This is a genomic window from Vibrio sp. Y2-5 (assembly GCF_014596725.1).
In the GTDB taxonomy this organism is placed as follows: Bacteria; Pseudomonadota; Gammaproteobacteria; order Enterobacterales; family Vibrionaceae; genus Vibrio.
Genome location: NZ_JACVEG010000008.1, coordinates 146,178 through 165,387, shown reverse-complemented (window position 1 = coordinate 165,387; position 19,210 = coordinate 146,178). Strand labels below are relative to the sequence as shown.

General features: G+C 40.5%; 19 protein-coding genes. All 19 read right to left on the bottom strand.

From position 1 onward, the window contains the following. Window positions 1-10: 10 nt before the first annotated feature. Window positions 11-538, bottom strand: a complete 528-nt coding sequence (locus tag HUO09_RS17730) for a DUF262 domain-containing protein (protein WP_188234851.1) — start codon at window positions 536-538, stop codon at window positions 11-13. Window positions 539-740: 202 nt separating this feature from the next. Further along, a complete protein-coding gene (locus HUO09_RS17725; RefSeq protein ID WP_188234850.1) occupies window positions 741-1,508 on the bottom strand; it encodes an excalibur calcium-binding domain-containing protein in 768 nt (255 codons plus the stop codon). A gap of 82 nt (window positions 1,509-1,590) precedes the next feature. Further along, window positions 1,591-2,070 carry a hypothetical protein gene (locus HUO09_RS17720; RefSeq protein ID WP_188234849.1) on the bottom strand — a complete coding sequence of 160 codons (480 nt, stop codon included), beginning with the start codon at window positions 2,068-2,070 and terminating at the stop codon, window positions 1,591-1,593. Between the two features lie 146 nt (window positions 2,071-2,216). Further along, on the bottom strand, window positions 2,217-3,395 hold the full coding sequence (locus HUO09_RS17715) for a conjugal transfer protein TraF (RefSeq protein WP_188234848.1): 1,179 nt from the start codon (window positions 3,393-3,395) through the stop codon (window positions 2,217-2,219). A gap of 66 nt (window positions 3,396-3,461) precedes the next feature. Further along, a complete protein-coding gene (locus tag HUO09_RS17710) occupies window positions 3,462-3,740 on the bottom strand; it encodes a hypothetical protein (protein WP_188234847.1) in 279 nt (92 codons plus the stop codon). A gap of 457 nt (window positions 3,741-4,197) precedes the next feature. Next, complete coding sequence (locus tag HUO09_RS17705; protein WP_188234846.1) at window positions 4,198-5,253, bottom strand: hypothetical protein; 1,056 nt, start codon at window positions 5,251-5,253, stop codon at window positions 4,198-4,200. A 10-nt stretch (window positions 5,254-5,263) separates the two neighbouring features. Beyond that, window positions 5,264-5,593, bottom strand: a complete 330-nt coding sequence (locus HUO09_RS17700) for a hypothetical protein (RefSeq protein ID WP_188234845.1) — start codon at window positions 5,591-5,593, stop codon at window positions 5,264-5,266. Window positions 5,594-5,607: 14 nt separating this feature from the next. Beyond that, on the bottom strand, window positions 5,608-5,892 hold the full coding sequence (locus tag HUO09_RS17695; RefSeq protein ID WP_188234844.1) for a hypothetical protein: 285 nt from the start codon (window positions 5,890-5,892) through the stop codon (window positions 5,608-5,610). A 471-nt stretch (window positions 5,893-6,363) separates the two neighbouring features. After that, a complete protein-coding gene (locus tag HUO09_RS17690) occupies window positions 6,364-6,750 on the bottom strand; it encodes a hypothetical protein (RefSeq protein WP_188234843.1) in 387 nt (128 codons plus the stop codon). A gap of 146 nt (window positions 6,751-6,896) precedes the next feature. Then, the gene (locus HUO09_RS17685) at window positions 6,897-8,618 is read right to left on the bottom strand and encodes a DUF4942 domain-containing protein (RefSeq protein WP_188234842.1); all 1,722 of its coding nucleotides are present in this window, start codon (window positions 8,616-8,618) and stop codon (window positions 6,897-6,899) included. A gap of 114 nt (window positions 8,619-8,732) precedes the next feature. Beyond that, the gene (locus tag HUO09_RS17680) at window positions 8,733-8,954 is read right to left on the bottom strand and encodes a hypothetical protein (protein ID WP_188234841.1); all 222 of its coding nucleotides are present in this window, start codon (window positions 8,952-8,954) and stop codon (window positions 8,733-8,735) included. Window positions 8,955-9,450: 496 nt separating this feature from the next. Next, window positions 9,451-10,437, bottom strand: coding sequence for an SPFH domain-containing protein (locus HUO09_RS17675; protein ID WP_188234840.1), 987 nt, complete (start codon window positions 10,435-10,437; stop codon window positions 9,451-9,453). Between the two features lie 185 nt (window positions 10,438-10,622). After that, window positions 10,623-11,156 (bottom strand): hypothetical protein, encoded by a 534-nt coding sequence (locus HUO09_RS17670; protein WP_188234839.1) that lies wholly within the window; start codon window positions 11,154-11,156, stop codon window positions 10,623-10,625. Window positions 11,157-11,181: 25 nt separating this feature from the next. After that, on the bottom strand, window positions 11,182-11,502 hold the full coding sequence (locus HUO09_RS17665; RefSeq protein ID WP_188234838.1) for a hypothetical protein: 321 nt from the start codon (window positions 11,500-11,502) through the stop codon (window positions 11,182-11,184). 103 nt (window positions 11,503-11,605) lie between these two features. Then, a complete protein-coding gene (locus HUO09_RS17660) occupies window positions 11,606-16,354 on the bottom strand; it encodes a helicase-related protein (RefSeq protein ID WP_188234837.1) in 4,749 nt (1,582 codons plus the stop codon). Window positions 16,355-16,607: 253 nt separating this feature from the next. Beyond that, window positions 16,608-17,108: a hypothetical protein gene (locus HUO09_RS17655; protein WP_188234836.1), complete on the bottom strand. Its 501-nt coding sequence runs from the start codon at window positions 17,106-17,108 to the stop codon at window positions 16,608-16,610. A 71-nt stretch (window positions 17,109-17,179) separates the two neighbouring features. Continuing rightward, complete coding sequence (locus HUO09_RS17650; RefSeq protein WP_188234835.1) at window positions 17,180-17,443, bottom strand: hypothetical protein; 264 nt, start codon at window positions 17,441-17,443, stop codon at window positions 17,180-17,182. Between the two features lie 55 nt (window positions 17,444-17,498). Beyond that, entirely contained in the window at window positions 17,499-18,152 is a 654-nt protein-coding gene (locus HUO09_RS17645; RefSeq protein ID WP_188234834.1) for a hypothetical protein, read from the bottom strand. 162 nt (window positions 18,153-18,314) lie between these two features. Beyond that, the gene (locus HUO09_RS17640; protein ID WP_188234833.1) at window positions 18,315-19,049 is read right to left on the bottom strand and encodes a hypothetical protein; all 735 of its coding nucleotides are present in this window, start codon (window positions 19,047-19,049) and stop codon (window positions 18,315-18,317) included. Window positions 19,050-19,210: the final 161 nt, after the last annotated feature.

Sequence of the window (19,210 nt, the reverse complement as noted above, 5' to 3'; positions counted from 1 at the left end):
GCATTAGTCCTTATTTTGCCATTTCTTTAGCAGTATGCTTTACACCAGAAAAATTTAGGAGGTTGTACACGCGCTTCAAAATAGCTTCGTCAAAGCATCTTGTTTTTTTGAGTCCGAGCTGACTTTCTAAGAAAACCCGCTGTTCATTGCGATTTAGTTCACGCCAATAGTAACCCTCATAAGGGAATTCATTACTGGTGTATTGGATGAGTGCATTTGTACGTTGTTGCCCGTCAATTAAAATGTCTGACATCGGTCGTAAAATACCTGTAGACGACTCTTCCCAGTCATTGATCATTACGGAACCGAGGTCAAAACCTTGGAATACAGAATCGATGAATGCGAGATTTTTTTTCTTACTCCATACTAAACCTCTTTGCCAGTCTGGTAGTGGGAATCTACCGAGCATGCGTGAAGCCCAAGGGTAAGAGCTTGAATCGTAACCAGACCCTCTTACAAGCTCCGTAATGGCAATGCTTGAGCTGCTAAATGAGATGATTGGACGTGGCAGACGAAATTTATTTTTAGAATCAGTCATTACTCTTAACCTTCATATTGATAGGGTAACTCACAGAATAAACGTGCAATTCATATTGCTGTGTAACGTGTAGGTTATTATCAGTGAACGTTTAATTCTGTCTACTTTGTGTTTTAGTTGTTTCCGATACAAAAAAAATAAAAGAGCCGTTTTTAGGCTCTTTAAAAAACAGGTCCTGATTGCTGGTGGTAAAGATAAATGATTAGTTTTCGCAGACTACGCCATCACCATCTTTATCCATCATGAATTGATAGGCAGGATGATCTTTACGTACTGGGGTAATTCCGTGTTTTTTCGCTTCTGAGCACGTAATACGGCCATTTCTATTGTCGTCATATTTAGTGAGTGTATCTTCTGCAGAGTTTGTGCCGCCATTTTGTTCCTCATGAAGTGCGGTTGTTGTCTGCGGTTCTTCCTGCTTGGGATAGAAAATCATATCGAAGCTGTCACAACCATTTAGTACTGACTGTAGAGTATCGGCTTCAAGTCTATCGACACTCAGATGGTATTTTAGTTTTATCTCAATTACTCGGTTCGCAAACCAGCATTGATTTTTTGGCGGTAACCATTCGCCGGGGTCAAGTCCACATTTGCCCGTTTTGCTGCATCTATTAACGATTGGGGCGGCTAGTGTAAGGTTGAGTAGATCTGTTGCGAATTGTTCTCTAACCTCGGCACTTGCATGACATAAACCGCTATCGTGTCCTTCGTTGGTGGCAACTATATGTTCAATGTCGGTACTTGATATAGATGAAAAGTAATGTCCAGTATATGGACCATAAACTACCCCACCCATTTGCTTCACGATATCGTGCTCAATAGAGGCTGGGTATGGATATTGTTCTTTTTTGTTGTACGCGGAACATCGATTTTCAGGTTCAACTACAAGCCCATGCCAAATTTCGCTTGCGGTTACCATGTTGCTGAATGCTAGGCTAGCGAAAATCAAAGCTCTTACAATGTAATCCATGTCCGTTCCTATATTAAAATTTGACTTAAAGTTTGGTTTCTCTCAGTGATCAAGGCTAGCACTTATTGGGTAGAAAGAAGTGTTAGGCGTAATTACCAATGCTGATAGAAAAGAGTTTGTTGAAGTCCGATTCATTTATTTTTCTCAGGCCACCAGTAAATAGTAGGCTCCATTGCTTCTTGTTTACCGGCACGAAATCTAGTTGGTCTATGTGATCCTTAATCAATACAGCTTGGTTGAGATATTCAATATCCGTCAGGGCTAATATTTTGCTCGGTTGCTTGCTTGGCCATAGTGGAAATGAAACGTGACTACGGCGCGTCCATGGTTTTACTTCATCAATGGTAGCTTTAGCTATGACCTGTCCACTGTCATTAGCTTTACCAGATAGGTAGATATAAACATGATCACCCGCTTTTATGATGTCTTGGCATGACGCATTACTGCTTAGAGCCCAGATACGCTTTTCTAATAGGGCTTTTGCCGCTTCGGTCGCTGATATGCTACGACCATGACGGTCAAGGTCAGCACCTTTGCTTAAAATATAATGTTGAGGTTTCAATCATGCCTCCGTTCAGTATGTTTAATTGAGGGTTTAACCTATCAATCCTTTGCTTTTTGCCTACTTTACGTAATGACGTTTAATTGCTTTGCTATGTTGCGAGAACCCAGAAATAGGTATTGATACTGGGCTCTTAGTTTTTTTGCCTAGAAGGTAAAGATTAAGTCAGCTGCACCACCTAGACTGCTCTCACTAGCGTATGTAGCGGAAACATCCAGAGTTACAACATCAAATGGGCTGATACCAATACCCGCGGTAATTACATCTTCTGCATTACCCTCCCAGTCGTGCATATAGCCTAATCGAGCCTGTGCCATGCCGAAAAGATTACCTTCCATTCCAGCACGAATGTACTGTGTGCTGTCTTTGATCGAGGTGAAGCGAGTTTCTTTTGTTAGTTCTGCATCCAGACTTGCAACAAAGTACTCTCCCACATACGCTCCACCGATTGTTGCTTTAGGTTTTAACTCATAAGTAATCGAATTTGCGACCGTAGGAATATCTTTAGCGATTAGATCTTTAACAGCCAAACCTACACGCCATTCGTCTCTAGACCATGCAGCTCCAATATCAAGGTTCATTGCTGATTGGGTAAGTTTATTGCTATCTAAGTTAGCTATATCAAAATCTTTGATGGTTGAAGATTCAGCATAGGATGAGAATTTCTGCGCTTTAGGAGCGATACCAAATGCGAATGATTGGTCAAACAACTCAAACATCTTGGAAAAGGACACGCCAACTTCGGTTGTTACTAAGCCAGCAACAGTGATGGTGGAACTGTTAAATCGGTCTTTAACGTCAACAGCATCAGAAGCGTTATAACCTGCACCACCGTCGTCAATATCTGATACACCGACAGAATCTACCCAACCGTCAGCAAAGACGTTAACTGAAAAGTAAGAAGTTGGTACCGCGATAACTACACCAGCGGATCCATTTAAGGCAACCGGTGCTTTATTGTCGAGGCCATCAAGTAAGACGCTTAGTTGGTTTGATTGCCCTTCACTATTGTCAGCCCCGTTTTCGAAAACATCACGGTATTTTTCGTACGTGTCGTTTGCGGAATTTACGGAATCAACTACGTTATCTGGGTCATTGTAACCTGCCCCAACACCAGGAATTAACAATCCAAAGTCGTCTTCTTCTCGGTATAGAGCACCTAATGCTACGTTGTGGAAAGATGATGTTATAAAGTCTGCGGAGGCAACACCTGTGCCCCCCATACCGACACTGCGAGCATCTGCTAGATTGCTTCCAGCGAGTACGTTAGAACTCAATCCAGCGATAGTGAGGCTAATTACCACTGCTAAATGGTTTGATTTCATGAATTGAAACATCCTATTTTAGTAATTTCCGTTTCATAGATTTAAATGAAAGGGTTAAGGTTTTGATTAAACAAGGGCTTTAGCTGCACGCTTAAGGTCTACGCGGATGTCATCATTGAGCATCCAACCGGAGTCTGATAACGATATAAGTTTCTCCGCCAATTCTTCATTTTCAGGGGGAATCGTGGGAATCAATCCACCCTCCTGTAACTCCCGTCTTGCGCTTATAGCTAGATCAAAGAGTTCAGTTCCCGGATGAAATCCGCCACCGACACCTGCTTTCAGGTAAGTGTCATCATCACAGAATTCTCGAATTGCATTGAAAAGCTGATTAAATTTATCCATGGTCATAGTCCATACGGGTTTAGCTTTACTTCAGATACGGTTCATTATAAATGTCTGTGTGACTCGTCAACGTTGCAGGCTCGATGTAGAAAACGAGCTTCGGATTTTACGAGCTATAGTCAGATATAGAGTTCAGCGAATACTTTGATCTTCGCCTGACGATGATTTTATTTCAATAATTCGTGTGATTCATTCTAAAAATAATGTGATTGATTGCTTTTTTGTGTGATTTGGTACCGAAGAAAACTTATGAGGTAAGGTATAACAGCTTATAAATTCAGGTGTGGGCTGAAATAGCATCAGATATGGAAGGATTGGTAGGAAATTCTAGGATTTTAAGGTGTAAAAAAGCCAGCATCGCTGGCTTAATAAGAATAGGTTTTCTTTGCCCATTGTTATTGCAAAGAATGTTAGATTTCTTCTGTTGAATTGAACATTTGTAACTCCATTAGATTGTTCACATTGAGCACTTAAACACCATGAGTATATACCCATGCCCCGGCAACAACAAGGTTTGGTCATCCGCAAGTGTCCATATCCTAGCACCCATAATTTCAATTGGGTCTAAGCTTTTAGTCGCGGCATTTGGTCCAGTAAGCTTAAAGAATAGCTTAAAATCGTCAGTAATTTTAACTTTAACTGTAGCCCCTTTGGTAAAACGTCTCATAGCTGCTAGAAAATATGGTTCTTTAGTTAAGTTCTGTTTGAATTGGACTGATTTCTTTAACTCTACTGAGTTCTCTCCCTCCGTAAATTCATTTAGATTTACTGCGAGCACATACTGATTATCATTTTCTACTACCCTTTCTACCCTTTTGACTAAGGGAGAATTTATTCCTTCCTCACTGGATATGATGTGTTGATTATTAAGCCAAAGGTTGATAATCGCGTGATCATCGCCAGTGTTTATGATCTGATTAAGCATAGGTCGTTCAGCAAATGGGGCGATTTTGATAGTCGTTTTAGTGTACTGTTTGACCAGTACACAATCATCGTCGCCTTCTATTTTGCAAATTTCATATTCAACATCGTATTTTTCAAAGTGATAGTCACTATGACTGTTGAAGAAGAGGTTGTGCATTGATTCATTAGCATCATTGACGATGCTCTGGGGCAATATATTTTCAAGTTTTATTCTCGTAAGGGTCTTCCAGCCATGATCTAGCATTTCGTCGGAGATTACTGAGGACTCGTCAGGTTGGTAAACTACACTGTATAACTGCTTCTTAAATAGATCAGAAAATTGAGCTGTTTTCATGACCGTAGAGAATATTCCCGCACCTACCAGTGTCGCAATCAGTGACATGTATGTACTGGAAACTGTGACCGGATCCAAACCAAGTTGAGAAATAGCAAAAGAGGTAAAATTTTCTTTTACTAGTAGAAGAAGAATGACGATGAACAACATAAACAACAAAGGGTGCTGAACCAAACCATTCCAGCTTGACTTCACTAGTTGTATGGCGTTATCAAACCCGCTGCGCTTGGCTTTCTTCTGCTTTTGTAATGTCATAAAAATCCCGTTAAATATTGACTGGATGAAAGTCACCATCCAATGTGTATGTTTCGTAGTACTCCGAATCGTTCTGGTTCCAAGCTAAGAACCAATCAACTTCGTTTTGATGGAGAAGTTCAATTTCGCATCCAGCTTCTTCATCAACAATGTCAACTTTCGGTACTTTTCCTAACCGTTTAGAGGCTTCAAGCGAATGGTGACCATCCAATAACACAGCTTTCAACTTGCCTTCATGAATAAATACTGGGCTAATGTGAATCCACCTTTCATTACGTTTCATCTTACTTAATACAATTGACTCATTCACGTAACGTTGACTTGAAATAATCGTAAGCATAAACGGGATCTCATTTAGTTCAAGCCGAGTAAATCTTTTAGTAGTTCGAACCTAAAGGCTTCCCTGAAATCCATTGTGGTACCATCAACGTTGTTGACAAATTTCAGCAGATTTTCTTTGTGAATATCTACATTGTCTTGAGTTAGTTCTATCGCTGTTATTGCAGCATGGGTAGCTTGTGGTTTGTCGGAAAAATCACTAGTCCCGATGAGTGCATACAACTCTTCGCTCTTGCGATTGTTGCTTAAAGTAACGATGCGTTTCAATAGTTCCCAAGATGCTGTGGTTGTACCTGACATAGTATGTGTTTTCCTTTCAAATTCACTTCATTTCTTATTGTACAAGGTTGAATAGACGGTCAATTTTGAAAAATCGGATTATTTACAAACCTTAAAAAATGGGTAGTCTAGACGTACAATTTGTTTCGCTAAGAGTTAATTTTGTACGTAATTCCCGAACGCCAATTAGAGGTGTTGATGAGCCTGTATTCCAAGCGTGATCTACCGGAAAAAGCACGTTAAGGTATCAGATTAGTAGTACTAAATGGATACCCCATTTCTAGGGCTGCTAGACAAGTTGGCATCAGCCGTAAATCACTGTCACATTCAGTTCGTAAACTGGATGAGGCTGATAGCCGCATCAGGGAAGTTTACCTTTAGTAAGTAAATACTGATGTTTGAATTTGGCCCAGGATTGCGTGTAATTACCGGTTAAAAAGGGATCTTAAAAAAAAAACCAGCTATATAGCTGGTTTTTGTTGTAAGGTTCCTCTAAATGAGTAAACCCTTAGCCTCCAATTTCTCTAATTCTTTAATAAAGAATCGTTGATTAATTATCGGACTGTAAATGCATCGGTCTAGTATAGCGCCATGTTCCCAATACAGTTCGCCAGCTTCTTCGGTATATCCCATTTGTTCCGCAACGAGCGCGTCATCCCAAAGCTGACTAGTGGTAGCTTCAGCTTCTTGAAGTTCTATATCCGAGGTCAAAGGTTTAACCCATGCTATGCCGTTATGGTTTAGTATGCGTTCCCCTTGGTGTTCTAGATGACAATCGTCAATTTTGAACTGTGACGTTTCCTTCAGATTAAAAAGCACTGATAGAACGTCAGCTTCAGCAATTACTTCACAGTTATTAACGAGGGTGAAATTAGCCATGGTTTGATACTCCTTGATCAAATAAAGCCTTTCGGCAAATGTCAGTCATAATGACTGGTTAATCTTTGTAAATTACCACAATGGAGTTGTAAAAAAAACGGCTACAAGAATGAGCCGTTATTAAATGAAATCATTGTGGAGTATGGTTACATGACAGTACAACGAGTAATGGAAATTACCGCCACTTCTAACTCGCCTGTACCTTTAAAGGTATCTTTAAATCGTTCAATCTCAGTGACTTGGAAACCGGAGTAATGGTTTAGCTTTTCCATATCGTAGGATGATGGGATAACCGCAATTATATTGCCACCAGCTTTAAGTAATGGCATTGCGGCCATTACATGTTTCAAGTACGTGCGTCGATACCAAGGTGGATTCATGACAATAAAGTCGTATTGCTTCTGAGCACTGACAGCATACGTTAGAAAGTCAGCCGACAGGACGTTATACCCTCTCATTTTCAAAGCTGCGACATTCAGGGCGTTAATATCGACACATGTCGTATAGTTTCGTGGAAGAAGTGAAGCTAACGCACCACGGCCAGCTGAAGGTTCTAGACACTCACTTGTATCTGTCAAACCAAGTTTCTTAAGTGTACGCCCTACGGATACACGTACCTTACTTGTAGATTCGTAGAATTGATGTGAACTTGCTTCGGGCAATTCACCAACGACCGACAGGTGCTTTAATACTTCCCATGGTTTAGCCGAGCCCATTTCCCAAATGTATTCTTTGCCGTTATCTGAGAGTTTGTAATTAGTACCTAGAGATTCACTGATAATGTGTACAGCTTCATTAACAGCATTTAACTCTGATGCACATTTGAAGTGGTATGTCGTCAATTTGACATGATTGTTATTAGTGTCTTGAATGAGTGGACGCTGGCGAGCATCTGGCCCAGTATTTTTGATTCTTGGGTTTTCTACGGTAACTCTGGATATTATGTCTCGTACCGCGTGACGGATAATACGATGCTCAGGTGTTAGGCGGCTCTTAAATTCTTTATGAATTTCTTTGCTGGTGGAGTCCGGTAAACAGTTTGGGTAGGCCTCTGCAAGCAAATCGTTCAGTTGCTCTGCGACTTCCGGTTCAATCTTGATATGCACTGTACGTTTACGAAAGCCTTTAATCTCGAATGCAAAGTTATCGGAAATTACCCACTCCCCAGGATTTGTAAAAATCTTGTTTAGCAGATGTTCGGTGCTTTTAGTTGTCGGAATATCGACATCCCCTTTGACAAGTGCAATAAGGCATCTCAGTTCATGCACATAGCCACTCTTATTCTCATATATGTTGGTAGGGATAGATGAACTACAGTTATCAAAAATCAATTTCTCTCTAAAGCCGAATGAAGAGTTAGTTTTATGCTCACGAGAAAGCTTTCTGAATGTCTCAATTGCTCTGTTTACAATGATTTCATGCGCGTCCTTCATAAAAAACTTTACTTGAGATTCAACATTCTCATAGTTGAATTCTGGGCAGTTCTCATTGTCCTTGGTTACGCTCTTTTCCCAGTCCATGCGTGACTTTGGGTCAAGTACTGAACCTAAGTTGCTGTCCGTGTAGAAAGCTTTCCAATAGGCGGCGTCAACGGCTTTTTTGATGCTCTCATCATCGTTAATCTGAAAAGCTTCTCTTTCACTCTCATTAGAGAATCGGTATGCATTAACGAATGATTGAATATTACGGTTGTATTGCCCGATCTCATGGGATAGTTCCAGCGCCTTTTTCTTATCCATACGTGCTTGGATAGTCATAGCGTGGGTCATCATATTAATGCGCTGTGTTGCTTTGCTAAGGAATTGACCAGCACCAATAGCCATAAGTATTGAGGAATTATTCGATTGAGTAGCTACGGTTGGTAACATAGTCTATTTCTCCTTGGTTTAAATATCTTTCGATATGCAATGAAGCTATTTTACAGTAAAAGTCCAGTTGTCAATCTTAGTCGAGCAGGACTAGTTCCACAGGTCTATATTTACCTATACTTCTTCCCCGTATTCATCCAATAAACATAAACACTCGGATAACTCACGTTGTAATGAGCCAATATCGTGACAAAGTTGCTGTAGATATGCAGCATTGGTGCATTTTGATTCAAAACCAGCCATTAGTTGAGCGAGTCTATTTTGAATCTCTTGTGATTTTCTTTTAGCGTTATCCACTTTTACAGATTGTGGATTCAACTTAGCTAATGGATGCATCGATGTTCCCTTATTGCTTAGTTAGAGCGTATATACTGACTTGACAGGCTCGATACTCAGATTTCTTAATTGGTTAGCAGTTAGCGATACTTGGTTGAAGTAAACAGCCCTAAAAAACCAACCTGATTTAAGTAATACCCAATAGCCAAAAGTCCCATTGTGAAAAGTAAATTTGTAGTCTTTAGGCAAGCAACCATTGCGGCGATATACCTCTACATCACAAATCATTTTCTTCACATTTACGTTTTTCACCATGAGCTGATGTACCTGTTTTGGAGTTTATTGTTCGGTTATTCCGCCGAAACCACTAAAGAACGGAGCTAACATAATTACAGCACTTGGTGTAATAAGTATCATGATCACCGGAGTTCCAAATCCAAAGCCAACCAAAGACACAATAAGGGACAGTAAAGGTTAGCCAATACTCTTTTCTCTCCCTCAATTGTTGGTCTTCGGGTAAATCCGACTGATTATCTAGATCGGATTCGGTTTTTGATTAACTTTCATTGGTAGCATTGGTAGCATTGGTAGCATTGGTAGCATTGGTAGCATTGGTAGCATTGGTAGCATTGGTAGCATTGGTACCTTCGGATTTTAAAGCTTTAATACCGGCAATTACGTTTGCGATATTGGTTTTTGACCCTGTTGTATTCAAATCCATGAGAATCAGATTGCCTTTATCGGCAGCAGTAGTGATCGTGTCTTGACGGTTGGTATCTTGTAGTAGGCTCAACGCTTCTTGAACACTCAAACCAGCGTCTGTCATACTTTTTATCGATTTTGACAAGCCATTAGCAATCTTATCTCTCATTTCGGCAATACCTATCCCTTGAAGTTTTTTACTCTCGGATTCAGCTTCGGCCTGCCCTACTAATCGTGCTTTCTCGGCTTCGGCGTTATTTTTAGCGGCATCAAGAAGGCGTTGTGAGGCAATTACTTGGTTGAATGCTTTCTGAACTTCTTTACTTGGTTCGGGCTCATCAATAAGTACGTTTTCAATGATGTAACCGTATTCCCCAAATTGGGTGGTTAGTTCCGCTTTGGCTTGGGTCTCAATTGTTGTTTTCCCTGCATACAAGTCTTCCATCGTCATTGACCCAACGGTTCCTTTAACAGAGTTAACGATGTAGCTTAGGATCTGTACAGTCGGGTTTTCAAGTTCGTAGTGGGCTCTCACAGCACCAGTTTCGGTGTCATCAACTCTATACTGGACTTTAATCGGTAAACTCATAAAGCTGTTATCTTTGGTTTTTGCCGAGGCTATTTCGCTTTTTTCTTGAATTTGTAGATTTTTTTTACCAACGATCACAGTAATGAATGGGATTTTAAAGTGAAAACCAGCCATGTACGCCTTTTTATGTGGTTTACCGAGCGTTTCTAGTATCACGGCCTGCTTACCATTTACGATGAAGAAGCATTGCGAAATGACCATAGCACCGATTGCAAATGCTATGACGTTAAAAAGAATGTCAATTAAGTCCATAACTTATTCCTATTAATAGTTTATTCAATATTTGGGGTAATCATTACCTAAACCACAGTCCAGAGAATGATTTTCATGACAGCTAATCTAATATCGGTACCTGAAGCTAGATAAAGCTATTTAATATGGTTGAATTTGGTAAGCCGATATTAACGGCTTACCAAGGCGTTAAGTTAAGTTTTTTTTTAAAACTTAAACGTAGTTTGGTCGTCTTTACCGCCAGAACGTTCTTTGCTGTAGATTCGGGCTAGTAATGCCAGATCTTTGCCATTGTCGAGCGTAGGGGCATTAGGGTTAAGAATTCTTGCAAGACTGTCGTTAACACAGATTAGAACTGACAACGGTTCTTTTTGTGTGAGGTTAATTCCGACTAGAATGCCTTTACCCTCCCCTGCTTCGAATACACCAGATTCAGAGGTGACGATCGCGGAATACTCTGGTTCCCAGTTGATATCACGGCCATGTACAATTCCGTGACTGATTTCTCCGGTAATCCCAGCTAGTTCTAGGCCAATACGAAACATTTCAGCGTCTGCCAATTGATTAGCTTCTCGGATTGAGTCTTCACAATCGGCATATCCAGATAAATACACGGGTTTACCGTCTACAAAGATAGCTGCATGGTCAATGGTTTGGATGTTCTTCGATGGCTTATAAAAGCCAGTTGTAAGCGGTGAAGCAATGAGTAGTTGCTTCAGTTTCTTCTGATATTCATTCATAAGAGAAGATCCCTATAGATACGAATTAATTAGAAGTGAGTGGTAATACGCCACAGTTCTTAACGACCGTATTATCGGTCACAGGGTTATTGATACGGCTGTTAATAACGTTATAGAACTGGTTTGCGGTAAAAGTTATCACTTCCCCATTTACGTTCGAGTGTTTAGCTAAGTGTTTTTCTTCTTGTTCGCACTCGACGTAAATCGACATCAGCAACTGCAATCCCTCTGTGGGCTTCTTTAGACCTTTTTCAGTTCTGAACGTTGTAAAAGCTTGAAAAAGTCGGTAGCGCCAAGAGTTAGGTTGAAAGTTTGCTAACGCAAGATGTAGAGTGCGGTTATTCATTTGAATTCCTTTATTGCTCTGACTGTGTAGGGGATTTTATTTGAAGTTGAAATGTGGGCTAGTTTGCTCAAGTGCGGGTTTCCCCGCACTGGTAGGTATGGCGTTAAGCTGCCAGTAACGCGTCGAGTTCAGCCAAACGGTTTAGTTTGTCGTTGAGTCCGTTGTCATCAAATTTCTTATCTAACTCGATAAGTACGGATTTCAACTCACGCTGAAGATTGCAAAAACGATTAAAGTATTGTTTGTCGTACTCGGGCAAGCGTGAAAGCGTGTATTCTGCTGCGGCAATAATGCCTTTTGCTTTGGAGTTACCGTTTACTGATAATTCATAGTAACCCCGGCCTACTAGTACCAGAGAGACATAAAACATTTTTTCTACGGCTACTAATTTGAAGTCCTGAGACTGCGCTAGAATCATTTGTTCACCGCGAACTTTTAAGCCCATAGTTCTTGATTTAGACAGTAAGGAGTTGAAACGGCTCTTGTCGCTCAATACAGGTGTTCCATCGCTAAAGCAGAATACTTGTTCACGTTCCGCTGCTTTGATGTCTTCTTTAGCGTTTGAAATAGCTTTTAGAAGGCGAGGCGCAGACTCTTTCATGTCTTTATGTTTACGTTGGTAACCGTGTAATTTGTTAGTGAAACTACGTTTTTTCATTCGGGTTACGTTGATATCATGCGCTAGTTTTACGCGTTCTAACATTTCTGGGTTATCGGCAATAATTGCGGTCAATTCATCTAGCTTGATTAGGTCTTCTACCATCTCTAATTCACGTTCTGTTTGTGCAGAGGCAAAGGCCGAGAATAGTTTAGATTTGCGATCCAATAGGTCGGCTGACCATGAATCTAGAGTCTTCTTGGTGTTGTACATTAGGACATGAACGCTATCAATGAAGCCTGCTTCGTATAGGGTGTTACCTTGTCGTAAAATACGGCCAAATCGTTGCTCTAGCATTCCTGGGACTTGCGGTAAATCCATATTATGAAGTGCAACTAAGCCGCCTTTATTTAGGTTCCAACCTGCGCCCATGCGGATACTTGAGCCGATTAATACATCGATAAGCCCTGCATTAAAGTCTTTTTGAAGCTTGTTTCTTTTAGCTCTTGTTTGACAGAAATCGTGAATAACCGCGACGTTTAGGCCTTTTTCTTGCAATTTGCGTTCTAGTTCATCGTAGACTGAAAAGCTATCAGAGATCACACCGTATAACTCATCTTTGCTTCTTCCTGCAATTTGAGCGATAGCGTCTAGATCACCGCGTTCTGCGCTTTTGAAAAGTTGGTTGATAAACTTCTTCTCACTTGCACGATGACGACTTGATATACCAGTGTCGCAGAAAATAAGCTGATTGGTTTTGTTGCCCTTTTTGAGTTGTTCATTACGAATCTCACAAACGCGGTCTACAACAGTGTTAATGACATTGTTTGGTGATTCTTCAAGACTAGGTTCAAATAGACGTTGGTCTAGGCTTGCACAACGCGCATCATGCATAATCGCTAGCATATTTCTTTCTTTCGTTAATTTCCCCGCGTCTTCAACCAACGACTCAAAAATCGTTTCTTGTTCAGGACTAATGTCTAAAACAACAGTCTCAATTTTACCACCAGCAACGGGCGGGATACGTGGACGCCCATCGGCTAGTGGTGGCAAGCGTTTATGTAGTTCTTCTTTGCTTAGGTGATAAGAGAAAGTTGCATACATTTGCGATAGTTCAGGCAGATTAGTAAAGCGTTTAAGGCTCGTAAACTGTTTAAATCCTCGGCCTGTTGCATCGATTGAAAAGTCAGTAACTGGTTGTGAGAATAGGGTGATAAATTCATCAACATTATGAATACCAGTGTGTTTAAGGTGGCTTCCCAGCATACGGAACCAAGTAACAAGCTCAAGAACCGTGTTCGTTAGGACAGTACCCGAGCCAAACACGACCTTACCGCGTTCATTGTTTAACACACTGCGAGTTTTAACGAATGCATCAAAGGCTACTTGTGAACCTTGAGGGTTACCCATGCCGCGAATTCCGTTGAAAGTCGTAGAATATTCGAGATTTTTAACGATTTGCGCCTCATCTATGATACATACCGTAGGGCGTAGATCATCGAAAGTAACAACCTGATTTGATACGGTTTTATGCATCAAAGATTTAAGTTTGTATTCTAAATTCTCTTTTTTATTCTCAAGTCTCTTGATAGCAAAGCGCTCGGCTTCCCCTGACTCAATAGCAGTTTCAAGATCTTCAAGCATTAGTTGAACGATCTCTGCTTGTGTATCGGTAGGAGCCTCTAGTGCTGTAAAGGTAGATTGAGGTAACAACAGACAGTCGAAGTCACTATTTACGGCTGTCATAAGAATTTCTTCCCGTTTCTCTTTGGGTAACTCGTTGTCTACCACAATGATGTTCGATTGTGGGAAATTACCCATGTATTCGCTTGCGAACTGACCAATTAGCGCATTAGGCATGGTTACAACAACACGAGTTTCAGGGAAAATTTTCTTCATCATTTGGATAAACAATTGATAGGACAATGTTTTACCAGAGCCAACCACCATATCTAGCATTGAAGAATCATTAAGCATTGCAAAAAACGCCGCTTCCAATTGGTAGTCATATGGTTTTAAGGCGCAACCATCAACATATAGGTATTGAGTAAATGCACTTAGTTCGGGCTTGCTGTAAACATTGAAAAGGCTATTGTATTTATCTTCTAAAACTGTGCGGCGGTCGATATCGCTGAAAATCCATTCTGCGAACAATTCTTTCATTTCTTCCGCTTTAGCAGAGGCTAAAGCCGTTTCTGCTTGATTGATTTCGTAGCCGCCACTAGGGAGGGCATCACGTACAACAGGGCTGCGGCCATTAAGCAAAGTAACAAATATTTCTGTCGCAGATTTGCGGTCAGTTCCGAAGATAGTTGTATTTTCAGTGCCGATATAACCATGCTCGCGTAGTTCATAGCGATCTGTGTAAACGAGACGGCACTTATCACCACATTGCAGTAATTCATTGATGAATTGGCGGTAATATTCTATTGGAACCCAGCGGGCACCAAGAGGTAGAGAGATATCAGTTGCCGCTACAGGGTTCGGCAGCTTCTTAGTTAAGTCTTGCAGGTTAACCAAATATTCTGAGCTTTCTGGTAGTTCGTCTATTTTTTCTCGGATATTCCCGCTCAAATAAGTTACGCAGAATTCATACGTATTGTCAGAAGTTTTATAAATCAGTTTTTGGTCAAGTAGTGCTTTTGTAGCGGCTTCTTCAGTTTGATTTAGAAGGCTGGCAATACGAGGTAAATTGATCTTGCCATGCTCCATAAGGCTGATGATTACAGCTTCTTCTTTTGTGTCGGCTTTAGTAGGTTTTGACGGTGGAAAAAAAACACGCTTAGTGAGTAACGTCGCTTTTTCACAGCTTTCTACTGTAGCGGTTTCTTTGTCGGCTTCTTCGTAATTTTTCTCTAGAGCTGCGATACGTGGGAACTGAGAGCAAACTTTCAATAATCGGCGGTTTCTCGGGTTATTGATATAGCCGTATTTGTTTACAAATAGTTCGTAAGCACCATTTAGAAGTGTACGCATTTCTTCTAAATCACACGTTGTATTGTCTAACTCTGCATTAATTAGGGCAAAATACAGCTCTTTGATTTCTAGGTATTGCTTGAATACTTGGATACGGGAAGCTGGGACAGGTAGAATGTCTACGATGGCAGTATTTACACCATCACAATCTTTGATTGTGCTTTTGCATTGTTTGATTTGTGGCTCTGCGGTTACTTCACCTTTAACGTAAAAGGTCTCATTAAAGCGGTAACATAAAGCTTCACGGCTACATTCGAAACGCACAGAAGGCATAGCCAGCTTTTCACTGTCGGCAAATTCGTTTTCAACCAGAAAACGGTCTGTCAGTTCGTTTATTTTATCTTCTAGCTGTTCAAGAGTAGCTGTAGAAACCACATCACAAGATTGGTAGAAGTGATCACATGGTTTCACTTCTCCCAATACGAATTCAGGGTTATTTACGAAAAATTCATTGATTTGGGTTTCTTTACCGCTTTGCTCTATAGTCTCAACGTTTAACCAGTCGCTATTATCCAATGACTCTGTCAAGATTTTGCTTGTATAACGAGCAGTCGGATTTTTTTTGAAAACCAAAAGGTCTACAGGAATGTTTGTTCCTTCTTGTGAAAAACAACCATTTGGCAAACGTAGTGCTAATGCAAGTTCACCTAGTTGACTGACTTTCTCACGCGCATGAGTAAGTTTTGAGTCCATGAACCAAGTACTTGCTAGAACGATTTCATAACCGTTCATGTGAAGCATCTCAAGGCCGCGATAGATGAAGTAAGACAAGATATTTAAGCCGTCATAACGCTTATTCATAGTGTGGGGCTTTAAGTCGCCAAATGGTGGGTTACCAATAACTAGCGAGTACTCTCCTTCTGTTAAATGCGCTTCTTCGAAACGTTGAGAAATACGAATATCAGCTTCAGGGTTATTAATGCGAGCAATGCGACCCATAATTGAATCCATCTCAACTGCGGTCACGTCAAAGCCAGATTTCACGCCATAGTTAACAAAACGCCCGTTACCACATGAAGGCTCTAATAGACGACCCTTTACACCTAAACGTTGAGCCATTCTGTACATTGGACGCACCAAGAACTCAGGCGTGAAATAACTAGTTAAAGCACTTCTACGAGCTATATCAAGGTCTGACGCATCAAGGTTTAAGCTTGATAGTGACTGCATAATAGTAGAGTTAGGATCAAACGCGTCTTTCGCTTCGCCATAGCCATTTATGGCAAATGGATTGCTAGGTTGGTTTGACTGAATAGCTTCAATTAGTGCAATTGACATAACGTATTTCTCAATTCATTTACTAGTGACTGAGATTAATTTTATCTATGTCACTAGACCGTCAACGTTGCTCTAGGCTGTGCTGGTGTGGTGTATAGATGCAGAATGGTTACCAGGTAATTACCGACAATGAATAAATGTAGAGGTAGCTTGCGCGTTGTTCGTAATTTACGAGTCTAACATTGCGTCGACTAACACTAAGTGAATACGGCAATGGATCATTGCTCCGTTGCCAGTAATTACATTGGAAGGGCTAAAGGACGAGTTGAGTAATCGTTTCGATATTTTCTAATCGATTGTTAATTACATCGCTGACTCTCTTTGCTGTAGCAATTGATTGTCTGCTTTGGCAAAGAGCTTGCAGTTCGTTACGTAGGTCAAGTAGACCTTCTAGTTCAAGGTCATCACTAAGAGGCGAGAACAACCCTTTTTCAACTTTGGCCGTAAATCCCAAACGAAGCAAAGCATACTGTGATTCATACCGTTTACGCTCTACGGGATAGGAAAAAGTTAATAGGTCGAGAGTTTGCTTAATACCATTGCGATGATAGACCTTCAGGTTACGTTCTTTTGCTCTGGTGACTAGATGTATATAGTTTTCGTTAAGTTTTTTGAGGTCTACATATGGCTGGTAATTGTGAGAAATAAAGACCGTAGACTGACCCATGACTCGTATTTCATCTTTACTTATAACGCAATGATCAAGTTCTATGGGCTTTCGGAATGTGATTTGTTTATCGTTGGTACTTTCCATAATTACTCCTTGATAAGTTTGACGGTAATTACAGTGCTTTCACATCTTGCTATACCGTTATAGATATGGGGTTAGTCATCTAGTGAGAGTTGTTTATGTTTCGGTTCGCTCAAATTTGAATTATAGCGAGACTCGAAAGGTAAATAGGTTAAGCTGTATTTAACAGCTAGAGCTTTTGCTGTTTCAATTGCTTCATCACGGTCATGGAAATTTTCATCATTGACTGAAGTCCATTCACTACGCTGATAACTTACCGATTGAGCCAAGTCTATGACAGTAATTTTACTTTCGTCGCCATTTGGATAAATGATGAAATAGAGTACTGGATCGTTCATTTTTTATTCCCATACATTGGATTAAGGCCAGATTCTTTCGGGCAATTCCGACTGTTTAGACGGAAAGAATAATTTTACCCTTATAGGCTTTGCAGATGTTAATTTGGTCAATTGTTATTTTTAGTAGGTTCTCTACTTGTGCCGTAAAAATATCGATAGCTTTGTAATAACAACCGATGACACCACTAAAAACTTCTTCGTGACTATGTAGTTCTGACAACTCATAAACAATTTTGTCACTGTCGAGCTCGTAACTTTCAGTCGGCAGTCCTCTTTGTTGGTTATCGATATCGAACACGGATTTAAGATGCATCAGAGTAGCATCGACCAATACTCCAAGTGATTGGATTTCAACCCAACAATGTCCAATGAAAGAACTTCCGTTGTACGCAGAACCGTCTGCATTGAGCCCATTTAATAGAGTTTGGTCTATTTGTCCATACTCTATTAAACCCCATTGACCACTATTGAAACTAAAGCTAGCACCACCACCAATAAGTTTTGCATCGTAACCGTACGATTTAAGCTTTTCGCAAAGTAAGTAGTTTAGGTATACACAACCACCAACAAAAGGATTAGATGGATTGATTGGTAGTTCGAAAATCAAAGCCATAGGAACAAATTCTTTAAGATACTGCTCGGACACTTCATGCTTGATAAGTGAAACGAGTTCTTTTAAGTCCGTAATCTGTTGCGATTTAGTAGCCATAATTTGTCCTTTGAATAGTGAATATTGCCTTGGTATGAGTTAATTTTACTGATTTCACTATCCCGTCAATGATGAATAAGATTTGTAAAGCATTGATTGTTATGACCGTACAAAATCTAAGGTGAGAATAAATCTCACCTAGCTTTTTTTATAGGCAATAGGTTAAACATCAATCGTTAGTTCCGAAATTGGCTTGATGTGGTACAGATTTAGACTGGACTCATCGAGATTGAACTTGTTCTGCATGTCCTTTTTGTGTATTTCCCATGCTTTATCCTGATCGGGAGCGCAGACAACGCGACTACTGGGTTGACTGTCTTTACTGCACCACACCAGTAAATATGGGATATCTTTAGAGATGTCCCCACCGCATACAGCTACATTTAGTTGATTAAAACATTCGATCAATTTATCTCGGGATGAATCCGTTTTGTCTAGCGGAGTATCAAATAGGCTATCACCGCTATCCGAATAATAGATGTTGTTTATCATATCTTCGGCTACCTCATGCATGAAGTAGTTGAACAGTTGACCTTGATTTTCTCCTGCGAGGTCAATTTCGTACGAAAGCAATTCGTTTTCTCGACTGAAGGTGAACAGTAATTGCAAGGTTAAATACGTACCAATTCGAATTTTGACGTCAAATTCATTATTTCCAACAACGTTATTGTGCGGTTCCCCGATACCAGAAACCACAACAACGGAGTTTCGGATAACCTCTGTCAGTTCAGTGTGGTGCGCTGTATCAGTATTGGCGTATTGTGAAAGGCTTTTAAGAAGAAATTTCCGGTTGTACTGCTCTATTTCCTCAGTTTGCAAAAAATTTGCACGGTTAGCGAGCATTTGCGCTAGATGGTTAGCTTTTTCTGCCGCAGCGTTAAGAGACTGTGCAATCATGATTTGTTGCTCCTTGTAATTCAATCAATAAGGCCAGATGGTTCATGTAATCCATTTTATGGATTCATGCATTTCGTAAAGGTTTATACGGGGTACCCTAGTCACGGTTAGTGTCCTGAGAGTAATTAACGAATAACTCGGCAGGAATAGGTAGTGCGCCA